Origin of the sequence: Pseudonocardia alaniniphila (genome assembly GCF_022524485.1) — a bacterium.
Classification (GTDB): domain Bacteria; phylum Actinomycetota; class Actinomycetes; order Mycobacteriales; family Pseudonocardiaceae; genus Pseudonocardia; species Pseudonocardia alaniniphila.
In genome coordinates, this window is the sequence record NZ_JAKXMK010000003.1 from 354,589 (window position 1) to 368,991 (window position 14,403).

The 14,403-nt window shown below is 69.3% G+C and carries 15 protein-coding genes; 9 read left to right on the forward strand and 6 right to left on the reverse strand.

Going from position 1 to position 14,403, the window contains the following annotated elements; all coding sequences use genetic code 11:
- Window positions 1–166 precede the first annotated feature (166 nt).
- The 4 genes from MMF94_RS04425 to MMF94_RS04440 are packed head-to-tail and all read left to right on the forward strand — an operon-like array spanning window position 167 to window position 5,879.
- A complete protein-coding gene (locus MMF94_RS04425) occupies window positions 167–1,156 on the forward strand; it encodes an ABC transporter permease (RefSeq protein ID WP_241034938.1) in 990 nt (329 codons plus the stop codon).
- Window positions 1,153–2,097 carry an ABC transporter permease gene (locus tag MMF94_RS04430; RefSeq protein ID WP_241034939.1) on the forward strand — a complete coding sequence of 315 codons (945 nt, stop codon included), beginning with the start codon at window positions 1,153–1,155 and terminating at the stop codon, window positions 2,095–2,097. Before MMF94_RS04425 ends, MMF94_RS04430 begins: the two co-directional genes overlap by 4 nt.
- Window positions 2,094–4,166, forward strand: coding sequence for an ABC transporter ATP-binding protein (locus MMF94_RS04435; RefSeq protein ID WP_241034940.1), 2,073 nt, complete (start codon window positions 2,094–2,096; stop codon window positions 4,164–4,166). The genes MMF94_RS04430 and MMF94_RS04435 overlap by 4 nt, the downstream gene beginning before the upstream one ends.
- A gap of 36 nt (window positions 4,167–4,202) precedes the next feature.
- Entirely contained in the window at window positions 4,203–5,879 is a 1,677-nt protein-coding gene (locus MMF94_RS04440) for an ABC transporter family substrate-binding protein (protein ID WP_241034941.1), read from the forward strand.
- 43 nt (window positions 5,880–5,922) lie between these two features.
- On the opposite strand, the gene MMF94_RS04445 is transcribed toward MMF94_RS04440, so the two are convergent.
- Window positions 5,923–7,248: an RNA-guided endonuclease InsQ/TnpB family protein gene (locus tag MMF94_RS04445; protein ID WP_241034942.1), complete on the reverse strand. Its 1,326-nt coding sequence runs from the start codon at window positions 7,246–7,248 to the stop codon at window positions 5,923–5,925.
- Between MMF94_RS04445 and tnpA the strand changes: the two genes are divergently transcribed.
- On the forward strand, window positions 7,141–7,557 hold the full coding sequence (gene tnpA, locus MMF94_RS04450) for an IS200/IS605 family transposase (protein ID WP_241034943.1): 417 nt from the start codon (window positions 7,141–7,143) through the stop codon (window positions 7,555–7,557). The genes MMF94_RS04445 and tnpA overlap by 108 nt on opposite strands.
- 135 nt (window positions 7,558–7,692) lie before the next feature.
- On the opposite strand, the gene MMF94_RS04455 is transcribed toward tnpA, so the two are convergent.
- Both MMF94_RS04455 and MMF94_RS04460 read right to left on the reverse strand, forming a co-directional pair.
- Window positions 7,693–8,712, reverse strand: coding sequence for an acyl-CoA dehydrogenase family protein (locus MMF94_RS04455; protein ID WP_241034944.1), 1,020 nt, complete (start codon window positions 8,710–8,712; stop codon window positions 7,693–7,695).
- A 9-nt stretch (window positions 8,713–8,721) separates the two neighbouring features.
- Window positions 8,722–9,891 (reverse strand): acyl-CoA dehydrogenase family protein, encoded by a 1,170-nt coding sequence (locus MMF94_RS04460; RefSeq protein WP_241034945.1) that lies wholly within the window; start codon window positions 9,889–9,891, stop codon window positions 8,722–8,724.
- Window positions 9,892–10,094: 203 nt separating this feature from the next.
- Between MMF94_RS04460 and MMF94_RS04465 the strand changes: the two genes are divergently transcribed.
- The 3 genes from MMF94_RS04465 to MMF94_RS04475 are packed head-to-tail and all read left to right on the forward strand — an operon-like array spanning window position 10,095 to window position 11,322.
- Complete coding sequence (locus MMF94_RS04465) at window positions 10,095–10,589, forward strand: VOC family protein (protein ID WP_241034946.1); 495 nt, start codon at window positions 10,095–10,097, stop codon at window positions 10,587–10,589.
- 57 nt (window positions 10,590–10,646) lie between these two features.
- Complete coding sequence (locus MMF94_RS04470; protein WP_241034947.1) at window positions 10,647–10,889, forward strand: ribbon-helix-helix domain-containing protein; 243 nt, start codon at window positions 10,647–10,649, stop codon at window positions 10,887–10,889.
- A gap of 40 nt (window positions 10,890–10,929) precedes the next feature.
- Complete coding sequence (locus MMF94_RS04475; RefSeq protein WP_241034948.1) at window positions 10,930–11,322, forward strand: hypothetical protein; 393 nt, start codon at window positions 10,930–10,932, stop codon at window positions 11,320–11,322.
- A gap of 28 nt (window positions 11,323–11,350) precedes the next feature.
- Here MMF94_RS04475 and MMF94_RS04480 read toward each other — a convergent pair whose 3' ends face one another.
- Both MMF94_RS04480 and MMF94_RS04485 read right to left on the reverse strand, forming a co-directional pair.
- A complete protein-coding gene (locus tag MMF94_RS04480) occupies window positions 11,351–12,106 on the reverse strand; it encodes a tyrosine-protein phosphatase (protein WP_241034949.1) in 756 nt (251 codons plus the stop codon).
- A gap of 98 nt (window positions 12,107–12,204) precedes the next feature.
- A complete protein-coding gene (locus MMF94_RS04485) occupies window positions 12,205–12,534 on the reverse strand; it encodes an NIPSNAP family protein (RefSeq protein WP_241034950.1) in 330 nt (109 codons plus the stop codon).
- A gap of 224 nt (window positions 12,535–12,758) precedes the next feature.
- Here MMF94_RS04485 and MMF94_RS04490 point away from each other — a divergent pair, with 224 nt between their 5' ends.
- Complete coding sequence (locus tag MMF94_RS04490) at window positions 12,759–13,883, forward strand: polysaccharide pyruvyl transferase family protein (protein ID WP_241034951.1); 1,125 nt, start codon at window positions 12,759–12,761, stop codon at window positions 13,881–13,883.
- A gap of 12 nt (window positions 13,884–13,895) precedes the next feature.
- On the opposite strand, the gene soxR is transcribed toward MMF94_RS04490, so the two are convergent.
- Window positions 13,896–14,366, reverse strand: coding sequence for a redox-sensitive transcriptional activator SoxR (soxR, locus tag MMF94_RS04495; protein WP_241034952.1), 471 nt, complete (start codon window positions 14,364–14,366; stop codon window positions 13,896–13,898).
- Window positions 14,367–14,403: the final 37 nt, after the last annotated feature.

Below are 14,403 nucleotides of genomic sequence, written 5' to 3' on the forward strand. Positions count from 1 at the left end.
GAGAACACGGCAAGTCAGGGTTACGACGGCAATCCACAATTCTCAGCACGGACAAAAGGAACAATGCCGCTCAACCCCTCCGGCCGACACCCGCGATCCGACCACGCAGGTACCATTGACCATTGATCGATACCGACCTTCATGGGAGAGAGCGAGTACCAGCCGCGTGCTGAGATACCTCCTCAAGAAGACTCTCGGTTGGCTACTCATGATCGTGGTGGCCACCAACCTGACCTACTTTCTCGCCAACCTGTTTCTGGATCCGAGAGCCAACTACCTGCAGCTGAGGCCTCCTCGCACCCCCGAGGAGATCGACCGCTCACTCGCCCAGTACAACCTGAGCCCGGCCACTCCACTGCTCGACCGCTGGTGGCACTGGATCACCGATATCGTCCTGCACTGGAATTGGGGCTACTCCCCGATCGGCGACAGCGTCAACACCCAGATCGCCTTCCGAATCGGCGTCAGCGCACAGCTCGTACTGTTGTCGACCATTCTTGCCACGATCATCGGCATCGCCCTCGGTGTCTACACGGGATCGCGCCAGTACCGCTTCGCCGACCGGTTCCACCAAGGCTTGTCCATCATCACGATCAACGTCCCCACGGCCGTCGCGTCACTCGTGGTGGTGCTCCTCGCGATCATGCTCAACCAGTCGCTCGGCAGCACTCTGCTCTTCGTCGCGGGGGCACAGTCGCCGACGGTCAGCGGGTTCTGGCCGCTGGTGCTGGACCGGATCCAGCATCTCGTCCTGCCCACCATCTCGCTGACGCTCACCAGCTACGCCGGCTACCACCTGCTGCAGCGCTCGCTGCTCCTCGACAACATCAACTCCGACTACGTGCGCACCGCGCGGGCCAAGGGCCTGACCCGCCAGGAGGCCATCCGGCGCCACGGCCTGCGCACGTCGCTGATCCCGGTGGCCACCTCCGTCGCGTTCGCGATACCTGCGCTGTTCACCGGCGCGGTGATCACGGAGACGATCTTCGGCTGGCAGGGCATGGGCCAGTACTTCACGTCGACGATCAGCAAGAACGACGTCAACGGGGTGGTCGCCGTCGCCGCGTTCGGCGCGCTGATGACCGCGATCGGCGCGATCCTCGCCGACATCGCCGTGGTGGTCCTCGACCCGAGAGTGCGGGTGACCGGCTCGTGACCACGAACCTCCCCGGCCGGGTCCCGTCGGTCGACCTCGACCGGCAACCGCCCACCACCGGGAGGAGCCATCAGCACCGTGGCGGCCGGCTGAGCAGGCGCCGCCTCTATCTGCGCCGGTTCCTCCGCAGCAAGGGCGCGGTGGCCGGGCTGGTGATCCTGGCCCTTCTCGTGCTGTTCGCGCTGCTCGGCGGCCTGTTCACGCCGTACTCGTACAGCGACGTCGACTTCGCGGCCCTGACGGTCCCGCCCTCGCCCGACCACATCTTCGGCACCAACAACGCCGGCAACGACACGTTCGCCCAGGCCGTGCACGGTCTGCAGCGGTCGTTGGTCATCGCGGTCTCGGTGTCGCTGCTCACCACGATCATCTCCGCGTTCGTCGGTGCCGTCGCCGCCTACTTCGGCGGCAGAACGGAGCGCGTCGTCCTCGGGATCGTGCACTTCCTGCTGGTGGTGCCCTCATTCCTGATCCTCGCCCTCGTCTCGCAGAAGGCGGGCGGCGACTGGAGGGTGCTCATCGTCGTCCTGACGGTGTTCGGCTGGATGTACAACGCACGCGTGGTGTGGGCTCTCGCCACCTCGCTGCGCGAGCGGGAGTACGTGCTGGCGGCACGGTTCATGGGCGTCAGCCGGATCCGGATCGTCCTGCGCCACCTGATCCCCAACATCGGGTCGTTGCTGGTGGTGACGTTCACGATCGGCGTGGTCGCCACAGTGCAGGGCGAGACGGCCCTGTCGTTCATCGGGTTCGGGGTGCAACCGCCGGACGTCTCACTGGGCACCATGCTCAACGACGGCGCCGACACCGTGTCGAGCGCGCCGTGGCTGTTCTACGTCCCGGCAGTCCTCGTCACGCTGCTGACCGTCTCGATGGCGCTGATCGGAGACGGGCTGCGCGACGCGCTGGATCCGACGTCCCGATCCGGGGGCGGGGCGTGACCACCGTTCCGGACACCGATCCCGTGCTCTCGGTCCGCAACCTCGAGGTCTCGTTCCCCTCGGAGGCCGGGCGCGTGGCGGCCGTCCGGGGCGTCGACTTCGACCTGCACCCCGGCCGCACGCTGGGAATCGTCGGCGAGTCGGGCTCAGGCAAGTCGGTCACGTCGATGGCGGTGATGGGCCTGCTCCCGGACTACGCCGCGGTGTCCGGCTCCGTGACCTTCGGCGGCAAGGAGTTGCTCGGCCTCGACGACCGGCAGATGTCGGCGATCCGCGGCCGGGAACTCGCGATGATCTTCCAGGACCCTCTCGCGTCGCTGACGCCGATCTTCACCGTGGGGCGTCAGATCGTCGAGGCGTTGCAGATCCACCAGAAACTCGACCGGACCGCGGCCTCGAAACGGGCGGTCGAGCTGCTCGACCTGGTCGGCATCCCGAACGCTGCCGCCCGGGCACGCTCGTTCCCGCACGAGTTCTCGGGCGGGATGCGCCAGCGCGTGGTGATCGCGATGGCGATCGCCAACGACCCACGGGTGCTCGTCGCCGACGAGCCGACCACAGCCCTGGACGTCACGGTGCAGGCGCAGATCCTCGACGTCCTCGCGCTCGCCAAGGCCGAGACGGGAGCGGCTCTCATCCTGATCACCCACGATCTCGGCGTCGTGGCCGGCACCGCCGACGACGTGCTGGTGATGTACGCGGGCCGTCCGGTGGAGAAGGCGCCGGTCGGTGCGCTGTTCGCCCGGCCCCGCATGCCCTACACGATCGGGCTGCTGGGGGCCGTCCCGCGGGTGGATCGCACCGAGCGACGTCCGCTGCTGCCGATCACCGGCAACCCCCCGCTCCTGGTCGACCTGCCCGAGGGCTGCCCGTTCCGGCCGCGCTGCCCGATACCGGTGGCGGAGTGCTCCGCCGAGGAACCCGTGCTGGCGCCGGTGCCGCTCGACGGAGAGCACGCCGCTGCGTGCATCCGCTCCGCCCACATCGACGACGGCCGGGTCGACGGCGTGGCGATCTACCCCGTGCCGCCCGTGCCGGTGCCCCCATCGGCGGCGATCGCCCGCGAACGGCGCCCCGCCGTGCTCGAGCTCGACGGGCTCAGCAAGACCTTTCCCCTGCTGAAGGGCAAGTTGCTGAAGCGGCGCATCGGGTCGGTGTACGCGGTCTCTGATGTCGACCTCGACATCCGGCAGGGCGAGACGCTCGGGCTGGTCGGCGAGTCGGGCTGCGGGAAGACCACCACGCTGCTGGAGATCATGAACCTCCGTGTCCCGGAACGGGGCAGCATCCGCATCACCGGCGTCGACGTGGCGAGCCTGAAGGGCCGCAGCCAGGAACGGGCGCTACGGCGGAAGCTCCAGATGGTGTTCCAGGACCCGATGGGAGCACTCGACCCGCGGCTGACGGTCTTCGACATCCTGGCCGAACCGCTGCGGGCCGTGGGCGAGGCGAACCGGGAGGCGACCGAACAGCGGATCGACGAGTTGATGGCGCTGGTCGGACTCGACCCCGAACACAGCGACCGCTTCCCCACCGCCTTCTCCGGGGGACAGCGCCAGCGCATCGGCATCGCCCGTGCACTGGCCACCAATCCGTCGCTGGTCGTGCTGGACGAGCCGGTCTCGGCCCTGGACGTCTCCATCCAGGCCGGCGTGATCAACCTCCTGAACGTCCTCAAGGCCGAGCTCGGGCTCTCCTACCTCTTCGTCGCGCACGACCTGTCCGTGGTGCGCCACATCTCGGACCGCGTCGCGGTGATGTACCTGGGGCGCATCGTGGAGATCGGTGCCGTCGACGTCGTGTTCGACGACCCGCGGCATCCGTACACACAGGCGCTGCTCTCGGCGATCCCGGTTCCCGACCCGCTGGTCGAGCGCACCAGGGAACGGGTGGTGCTGCGCGGCGACCTGCCCAGCCCCACCGACTCCTCGCCCGGTTGCCGGTTCGTCAGCCGATGCCCTCTGCACCCGACCCTCGACGACGGGCAACGCGCACGGTGCGCGCAAGAGACGCCCGAGCTCACGGGGAGGGACGACGTCGACCACCTGAACGCCTGCCACTTCCGCTGACGCCCCGGCACCCCCTCATCCAGGAGGAACCCGACCATGCACGTCCTGAAGCGAACCGCTGCCCTCGCGGCCACCGCGGTGCTGTCGGTGACGCTGGCGGCCTGCGGCACCGCCGGGTCGACCGGTGGCGAGGTCAACGCCCAGTCCCTGGCCGGCCAGGTTGCCTACAACCCGCAGCCCTACGACAACATCAGGGACGGTGGCACGCTCACCACCTCGTTGCCGGAGATCACTCCGCAGTTCAACACCTGGCAGAGCGACGGCGCCACCGCCTACGGCGCGGAGGTCTGGAGCTGGTACAACCCGAACCTGATCACGTTCACCGCCGACGGACAGGCCGTCTTCGACCCGGACTACCTCACCGACGTGAAGCAGGAGACCGTCGACGGGAACACCCGGGTCACCTACACGATCAACCCGAAGGCCGCATACAACGACGGCACGCCCATCGACTGGACGTCCTTCGACGCGGTGTGGAAGGCCTCCCGGGGCACCGATCCTGCCTACATCGTGGGCTCCACCGACGGCTACGACCGCATCCGGTCGTTGACGCCCGGCGCGAACTCGCGCCAGGTGGTGGTCACGTTCAACGGCATCAACCTGTGGTGGCAGGCCTTGTTCGGTTCCCTGCTCAACCCGGCGGCCCTGTCGCCCGCCGTGTTCAACCAGGGGTACATCAACAACCCGCACCCGGAATGGGGCGCCGGACCGTACACGGTGAGCAAGTTCGATCAGCAGAACGGCACGATCACCTTCGAGCGCAACCCGAAATGGTGGGGCAGAAGGGGAAAGCTCGACTCGAGGATCTTCATCGCCATGGAGGACTCGGCGGCCATCAACGCCTTCAAGAACGGTCAGATCGACGCTGTGTCGGCTGACTCGAAGGACCGGCTGGCACAGGTCGCGGGACAACCGGGCACGGAGATCCGCAAGAGCGCTTCCCTGCAGATCGACTTCTTCACGCTCAACGGCACCACCCCCGTCCTCTCCGACATCCGGGTGCGAAAGGCGGTCTTCGAGGCCATCGACCGCGCGGAGATCGTCAAGGTCCAGCTCCAGGGCCTCGGCTACACGGCGGACCCTGTCGGTTCGATGAACCTGCTGCCGTTCCAGGAGGGTTACCACGACGATTTCGGCCAGGTCGTCAGGTTCGACCCCGAGCAGGCGAAGAAGGACCTCGACGCGGCTGGATGGACCGTGGGACCGGACGGCGTCCGGGTCAAGGACGGCCGGCCGCTCGAGTTCAGCTACGTCAGTACCGGCGACGACCCCATCGGGAAGGCGATCGCCGGCGCCACCGCGGCGATGATGAAGAACGTCGGCATCAAGCTGGACATCCGCCAGGTCCCGTCGAGCGACTTCTCCAAGATCATCGCCGGGAAGCAGTTCGACATGTTCTACGCCGGCGAGCAGGCGGGCAGCCCGTACGGGATCGCTTTCATCTGCCAGCTGTACTGCTCGGACACCCAGTTCATCAAGTCCGGCGTCAACGACCCCAAGAACGACGCACTGGTCCGGTCGGTGAACACCCTGCCGACGGCCCAGGAGCAGTTCGCGCGGGCCTCGGAAGCGGAGGTCGCGGCGTTCAGGACGTTCGGCGTGATGCCCGCGGTCAACCTGCCGGACATCCAAGCGGTCAAGACGGGCCTGGCCAACTACGGCCCGGGGCGCTACTTCAGCACCACCCCGGAGAACATCGGCTGGCAGAATTGACGTCCTCCCCGCGCTGAAGGGCGGGGATTCCGGTCTGCGGGGCTCATGCCGCGCTCCCGGTGGGTTCCTGGTTCACGGCCGGTTGCGGGACCGGGGTCCCGTCTGACACCAGCTCCACAGGCGTTGGTCTGTCGGCCCGTCCGGCCGCCAGGATGTTGATTGCTGCGTTGATGTCCCGGTCGTGCACAGCACCGCAGGGGCAGACCCATTCACGCACGTGCAGGGGCTTGGCCTCGCCGATGGTCCCGCACGTCGAGCATGCACGGGTGGAGGGCAACCAGCGGTCGACCTTGGCGAACGTTCGCCCGTGACGTGCCGCCTTGTACGCCAGCATGCCGACGAACGTGGACCACCCGGCGTCGTTCACCGAGCGAGCGAGCCGTGTGCGGGCAAGGCCGGACACGGCGAGGTCTTCCACATAGACCGCTTGGTTTTCGCGGACGATCGTGGTCGACAGCTTGTGGAGCCAGTCCCTACGGGTATCCCCGACCCGGGCATGGCAGCGCGCGACCTTGCGTACCGACTTGCCGCGGTTGGCCGAACCCTTCTGACGGCGGGACAGTTCGTGCTGTGCCCGTCGCAGCTTGCGGGCCGCTTTGCGAGCGACCCGCGGGTTGTCGACCTTCCGGCCGTCGGACAGCACCGCGAAATGGGTCAACCCGAGGTCGATCCCCACTTCCCGCCCGGTCGGCGGGAGTAGCTGGTCGTCGACCTCTACCACGAACGAGGCGTGGTACCGGCCCGTGGCGTCCACGGTCACGGTCACGCTCGAGGCGTCGGCAGGCAGCTCGCGGGACCAGCGGACGGGGACGTCGCCGACGCCGGCGAGTCTTAGACAACCGGCGGGGGTCACTCGGAACCGGGCGGCCTTGCTGAACCGGATCGACTGTGCCCTGTCTCGTTTCGACCTGAACCGGGGTGTACCCAGCTTGCGTCCCTTCCGTTTCCCGGTGAGGGAGGCGAAGAAGTTCCGGTAGGCGGTGTTCGCATCGGCCAACGCCTGCTGCAGCACCACTGCGGACACCTCGGCAAGCCATGCCCGCTCGGGGGTTTTCTTCGCCGCGGTCAACGCCTTCGACAGGCTCGCGTCGGACGGGTACGGATCCCCCGCCAGATGCGCAGCTCGGCGTGTCGCGACGGCGTCGTTGAACACCACTCGTGCGCACCCGAATGCCTTCGCGAGGGCGATCCGCTGACCCGGTGTGGGGTCAAGGCGGTAGGCGTACCGGAGCCGCACCCGATCACCGTACCGTGTTGGTTTGTGGGCGACACGGACGACATCCGCACTGGCAGACACTGCGCTTTCGAGCTGCACGCGCACTTGGTTTTCATCACGAAGTACCGGCACCGGGTGTTCGCTGACCAGCACCTCAAGCGGATGGAAGAGATCATGCGAGCGGTGTGCGACGACTTCGAGGTCGAGCTCGTCGAGTTCACCGGCGAGGCCAACCACGTGCACCTGCTGGTCAACTTCCCGCCCAAGGTCGCCATCTCAAAGCTGGTCAACAGCCTCAAAGGCGTCTCCTCGCGCCGGCTACGGCAAGAGTTCCCCGACCTCATTCAGCACTACTGGCGCGCCCAACGACTGTGGTCCGGGTCGTACTTCGCCGGATCTGTCGGCGGCCCCCCGTTGAGCATCATGCAGCACTACATCGAGCAGCAGCACCGTCCGGTCTAGGGCACACTCGCCCGCTGCACGGACACCCGCGCCCGCCCTCACCACCACCCTGAAGGGCGATGCACTAGCGGACATCTCGGTAGCGCCCCTGTGTGGATACGAGCGCGCGAGCACTCGTATCCACACAGAGGAACGTCAGCCGGACATCGTCAGATCGGCGATCCGCGCGCGATGGGAGTCGGCGTCGCCGTACTGGCCAGCCAGCCGCTTGGCGCGCTTGTAGAAGAAGTGCGACTCGTGCTCCCACGTGTACCCGATACCGCCGTGGTACTGGATCATCGCTGCCGTCGATCCGATGGCGACGTCGCTCGCCTTGGCCTTCGCCACGGAGACGGCGAGCGGGGCGTCGGCCAGCCCGGTGTCCACGGCGTGGGCGGCGTACAGCACGGCGTGCTCGGCCATGGTCACGCCGATGTGCAGGTCGGCCAGCGCGTGCTTGATCGCCTGGAACGACCCGACGGGCACACCGAACTGCTCTCGTTCACGGTCGTAGGCGACCGTGCGGGAGAGTGCCTCGCGCGCGATCCCGGCCAGGTCGGCGGCCACGAGCACGGTGGCCCGCGCCGCGAGCTCGTCGAGCACCTGCGCGCTCGCCCCCGGCAACGCCTCGCCCGCGTCGGCCTCGACCGAGGCCAGCCGCACAGTGCCGTCGTAGGACCCCTGCCGAGTGGCGGATCCACCGTGGACGAGTGTGAGCCCGTCGCCGGAGCGCGCGACGACGACATCCGCGATCTCGCCGTACTCCACGGTGCGGAGCACGCCCGGCGCGGTGCCGCGCAGGGTCAGGGCTCCGACGGCGTCGCCGACGGCGAGCCGTGGCAGCCAGGCGGCTCGCTGCTCGTCCGACCCGGCCAGCCGGATCGCCTCCGCGGCGAGCACGGTGCCCCGCCACGGCCCGGGCGCCACGCCCGCGCCGAGCGCACGGGCGATCACCTGCGCCTCCACCAGCCCGAGCCCGAGGCCTTCGTGCTCCTCGGGCACGAGCACCGCCAGCCAGCCCTGCTCGGCCGCGGCCTTCCACAGTGACGCCGGGTGCCCGTCGCCGTCGGTGTCCTCGACGACGGCCCGGACGGCCTCGAGGTCGAACCGGTCGGCGAGGTAGCCGCGCACGGCGTCGCCGAACTCACGCTGGTCGTCGGTCGGTGCGAAGAACATGACCAGCTCCTATCGCGGCAGGCCGAGCACGCGCTCGGCGGTGATGTTGCGCTGCACCTGCGAGGACCCGCCCCAGATCGTGACCGATCGCGACCACATCGACTGGCCGTGGAAGGGGCGCAGGTCGAGGTCGTCGACCGAGTCGAGGGTGGCGTCCTCGCCGACGATGTCGTCGAAGACCTCCCAGAGGTCCTGAAACGTCTCGGACCACTGCAGCTTCGTCATCGACGCCTCGAACCCGAGGTCACGGCCCTGCTCCACCTGCGTCAGCACGTGCATGGCGTGCAGCCGCAGGCATTCCAGATCGACGAGGACACGGGCGAGCTTGTCGCGCACCACCGGGTCGCGGTCCCGGCCCAGCTTCTTCGCGACCTCGACGATCTCGTCGTACTGGCGGCGGAACTCCGTGTACTGGCCGATGCCGGACGCGCCGCGTTCGAAGGAGAGCAGGAGCATCGCGGTGCGCCAGCCGTCCCCGATCTCCCCGAGGCAGTCGGTGGCGGGCACACGCGCATCGGTGAAGAACACCTCGCCGAACTCGCTGGCCCCGCTCATCTGCTTCAACGGCCGGGCCTCGACGCCGGGCTGGTGCATGTCGATCAGCAGCATCGAGATGCCGCGGTGCTTGGCGGAGCCTGCCTCCGTGCGCACCATCGTGAAGATCTTGTCGCCGTGCACGGCGTTGGTGGTCCACACCTTCTGGCCGTTGACCACGAAGTCGTCGCCGTCGCGCACGCCCTTCGTGGACAGGGCGGCGAGGTCGGATCCCGCGCCCGGCTCGGAGAAGCCCTGGCACCAGATCACCTCGTTGCGCAGCAGCGGACCGATGATCTCCTTCTTCTGCGCGTCGGTGCCGATCGCCATCACGGTGGGGGCGAGGAACGACAGGCCGAGCGGGTTGACGGTGCGCGGGGCACGCGCCAGCACCATCTCCTCGTCGTAGATCGCCCTCATGCCGGGGGTTCCCCCGCGGCCGCCGAACTCGGTGGGCCACTCGATGCCCGCGAAACCGGCGAGCGCCTTGTCGCGCTCCCAGTCGCGACGCAGTCGGAAGCTCTCGTCGCCGTCGAGCTTGTCCCAGAACCCCGGGCGCTGCCACTCCTCCGGGATGCTCGCCCGCAGCCAGGACCGCAGCTCGCTGCGGAACGCCTCCTCCGCTGCGGTGTAGGTCAGGTCCATGCGCGCTCTCCTCGTCGCCGGATCAGGCTGGAACCACCTTGGCATACCGACGAGTAACCGGCGTAGCCGTCATCCCCCGCGACCCGCGGAGTCATCGGATCTTCACCTTCCGATTGCGGACAGGAAGTGGCCGCTGTGGCGGAGACGCTCTGCCGGACGGCAGAGCAGCGGTCCGCGTGATCGATCACGGCAAGGAGACGCACATGGCGACGACGACCATCCCCGGCGGCAAGGCGACGGTCACCCCGTACGTGGCAGCCAAGGGGGCAGCGGCGTTCCTCGACTTCGTCGAGCAGACCTTCGGCACCGCCACCGCCCTGCGCGTCCTGAACCAGGACGGCACGATCGGCCACGCGGAAGTGACGATCGGCGACTCGGTCCTCATGGTGTTCGACGCGCGGCCCGAATGGCCCGACATCCCGAGCCTCCTCAGCGTCTACGTCGACGACGTCGACGAGGTGGTGGCCCGAGCCCTCGACGCAGGAGCGGTCGTCGTCACCGAGGTGGCGACGTCGCGGATCATCGGCGACCGCGGCGGGCGCATCAAGGATCCGGTCGGGAACATCTGGTGGATCCAGACGCACCTGGAAGACGTCGACGAGGCGACCATGCGCGAGCTGTTCGCCGATCCCCGGGAGGCCGCCACCATGCGGCACGCCCAGGAGTCGTTCGCCGCGGAGATGCGACGTCGGCTCTGAGCGCCGCCCGGGTTGACGGTGGGTGAGCACAAAAGGAACGGCGGGTACGCTCCGCACATGCGCACTGAGCGTGTCACAGTGAGCCTTCCGGCCGAACTGGTCACGGAGGCCCGCAACGCCGTGCAGCGCGGAGCAGCCAGGAGCATCTCGGCCTACATCGCCGAAGCCGTCTCCGCCCGCCAGCTCCGCGACCGGTCCCTCGCCGCACTCGCCGATCTCTACGGTGGCCCACCCCCACCCGCCGAGCTGGCCGAGGCGCGGCGGACGCTGCGCCTGGTGCCGCCGGCAGCTGCTGTCTGATGGGCGCTCCACATCGGAGTGGCGCCCTGGCAGGCGCCGCATGATCGGCGGACGCGTGCTCGACACCACCGCACTGGCCGCCTTCGCCATCGGACGACCCGTCTACGTCCGGGCGCTCGTGTGGGCCGCTGTCGAGGAGAACATCGTGCTCGCGGTGCCGAGCGCCGCACTCGGGCGGGCCTGGGCGCTGCTCGAACCCGAGCACCACCCGGCCCTGCAGGTGCTGCTGGACCTGCCCAACACGGTGATCGACGAGCTCGGCCCAGCCTCCGCCCTGGAGTCCGGGTTGCTGCTGGCCGCATCCGGGCACGACGACATCGTCGCCGGGCAGGTGGCGGCCAGCGCCCGCCGCCGGGGCTGGCCCGCCGTCACCGGCGAACCCGCCACACTCCGCAAGCTCGACACGTCGGTGACGATCGAAGAGCTCCCCTGAGCGTGCGAGTCGGCGAGTCGGTGCCCCGCTAGTCCGCCGTGAGGCGGGTTCCGAGGCGCTTCAGGGACTCGTCGTCCAGGCCGTTGGCCTTCAGCCACCCGGCCGCGCCGCCCGCCCCGTTCGTGCCGAAGTCCGCGTCGAGCCGGGCGAGCACGGTGGCCATCGCGTCGGCCCGCGGGAGGTGCCGCGTGATGTCCGCCGGCATCGGCTCGCCCGACGCCGTGGTCCACCGGCGGAAGAGCGCCTCCACCTGCTCGGCGGAGAGCGCGTAGTCGGCCACCACCGCATCGCGCTCGACGCCGATCGCGTCCAGCACCAACGCCACGAGCACCCCGGTGCGGTCCTTCCCCGCCGCGCAGTGCACCAGCGCGGGCCCGGCGTCCGGGTCGGCGAGCAACCGCACCGCGGCCACGACGTTCTCACCGCGGTCGGACAGGTAGCCGAGGTAGTTGCGCACCAACGGGTCGGTGTCGTCGTCGGTCTCGGGGAGGGTGCGACCCTGCTCGGGAAGGAAGTTGAGCGCCACCGTCTCGACGCCTGCGCGGGCGACGGCGGTGGGCCCGTCCTCCTCGATCTCCCGGGGCGTGCGCAGGTCCAGCACGAGCTTCAACCCGACGACGTCGACGAGGTGACCGACGTCGGCCGGGGTGCAGTAGTGCAGCGACGCGCTGCGCAACAGCTTCCCCGGCCGTGTGGTGCGGCCGTCGCGCAGCGGCAACCCGCCGATGTCGCGAACGTTGTCGAGTCCCTCGAAGGTGAGCCAGCGCTCCGTTGATGCAGACACATGGTCACCCTCGCTCATCGGGCCGCTTCGCCGCATCCCCGTGCACGTGACCGCAAGGGGAAGTTCCGCGCAAGGGCCCGATGTGCCGGGCGGGTCTCCTAGAGGGCGGACTCGAACGCGGCCTGGCTGAGCACCCGCCGGTTGATCACCGCGACGATCGGGCCGTCGGCCTCGCTGGCGCTGCGCGCCTCCCGCCAGTCCGGGTCGGCCTGCATCGCCGCCCACTTGGTGACCATGTCGTCGTAGGAGTCGAACCGCAGCACGTACACGAGCTCGTTGTTGGAGTTGCTGCCGAGCTCGGTGAGCGTGATGAAGACGACCTCCATCCCGTGCTTACGGAAGAAGCCCAGTGTGTGGTCCTTGAACCTCTTCACGAGGGCAGGCATGCGACCCGAAACGGTGGTGTATTCGCGGATCTCATAGATCATCATACGATCATATGGACAGCTGACGGATCGGACTGTAAGCATGTCCCATTGGTCGGCGACCGCGTCATAAGGGCCGTTCGGCGACCGCCCCGGCAGTCTCGACCACGCCACGGCCTAGGCTTCGTTCCACGAGTGACCGCGCCCCAGCTCAGCTCCCGCACCAGCAGCTCTCCGCAACTCGAGTGATGGTCACAAGAGTTGCGCCGCCGAACCCGAGGAACTCGATGACGGACCCCCGCACCAGCCTGATCCGCCAGCAGCTCGCCGATCTCGGCAGGCGGCACGCCGCCGAGGAGAGCCGGGGTGCCACCACTCCACGGGCCACCCGCGTGCTGATCATCGGGAACTTCGGCAACGGCAACACCGGCGACGAGGCGATGCTCGCCCGCACGCTGCAGGAGCTTCCCGAGGGCACCGAGGTGCGCGTGGTGTCGCGCAACCCCCGCATGGTCGAAGCCCTGCACCGGGTGCCCGCCGTCGCCATGGAGGGCATCCCGTTCACGAAGGCGCTCAAGTGGTGCGACGGCATCGCGGTCGTCGGCGGGGGCCTGTTCGGCACCGGTTCGTCGTCCTTGGTCAACGCGCTGCCGGCGATCGTCTGGGCCGCCACGGCCCGCGGTCGTGACATCGCCTACGTGGCGGTCGGCGTCTACCCCGGCACGCCCGAGCGGGTGCTCGACCTGCTGCGTCGCTCCGTGCGCAAGCCCGGCCGGATCACCGTGCGCGACGAGGTCTCGGCGGCCACGCTCGGCCCCGCGATCGTGGCGCCGGTGGTGGGCGACCTCGCGATGGGGCTCACCCCCGCACCGGCGGCCGACGCCCGGCGTGCGCTCGCCGCGGCCGGCGTCGACCCCGCGGTGCCGCTGCTGCTCGTCGCCCCCAAGGCGCTGCCCAACCCCATCCTCGTCGACTGCCTGCAGGACGCAGCCGAGACGCTCGCCCGGCGCTGGATCGAGCGCGGTGGAGCGGTCGCGGGTCTCGCCATCAGCACCCACGCCGACTACGGGCTCGGGCTCGCCCGGCGTGACGAGGTGCTGGTCGAGGAGCTCGGAGAGCGGCTGGGACGCACGGTTCCCGTGCTCGGCCCGCAGTTGCCGCCCGCGCTGGCCAAGGCCGTGGTCGGCGAGGCCGACGCGCTCTTCGGCCTGCGCATCCACGCGCTGGTCTTCGCCGTGTCCACCGGCGTGCCCTGCCTGGGCGTCGGCTGGGAGGAGCGCACCACCGCGTTCCTCGCCGAGCACGAGCAGTCGGCGATCAGCACCCGGCCGCCCGCCGAGGAGCTTCACGCCTGGGTGGACCGGTCGCTGCCGGCTCGCTGGTCGGCGCGCCCGCGGCTGCTCTCCTCGTAACCGACGGGCTCCTCACACACCCTCCGCCGGGCTGCGCCGCAGCATCGGCGGCAACAACCGCGCCCCGGGACCGAGCTCACCCACTCGGTCCTCGGGGTTGTAGAGCCGGCAGCGCTGCAGTGAGAGGCAGCCGCAACCGATGCACGAGTCGAGCCCGTCGCGCAGGGCGACCAGGGCTTGGATCTGCTCGTCGAGCCGCCCGCGCCACGAGCGCGACAGCCGTGTCCAGTCGGCCTTGGTCGGCGTCCGGCCGTCGGGGAGCTTGTCCAGGCCTTCGCGCACCTCGTCCAGGCCCACGCCGATCGTGCGTGCGGCCCGGATGAAGGCCAGCCTGCGCAGCACGGATCGCTCGTAGCGACGCTGCCCGCCGGAGGTCCGTGTGGTGTGCAGCAGCCCTTCCCGCTCGTAGTACCGCAGGGCGGACGGCGGGTAACCGCTGCGCTGTGCCACCTCACCGATCGTGAGCAGGTCGGTCGTCTCCATGCGATCTCCCCTTGACCTGAAGCTGACTTCAAGTCGC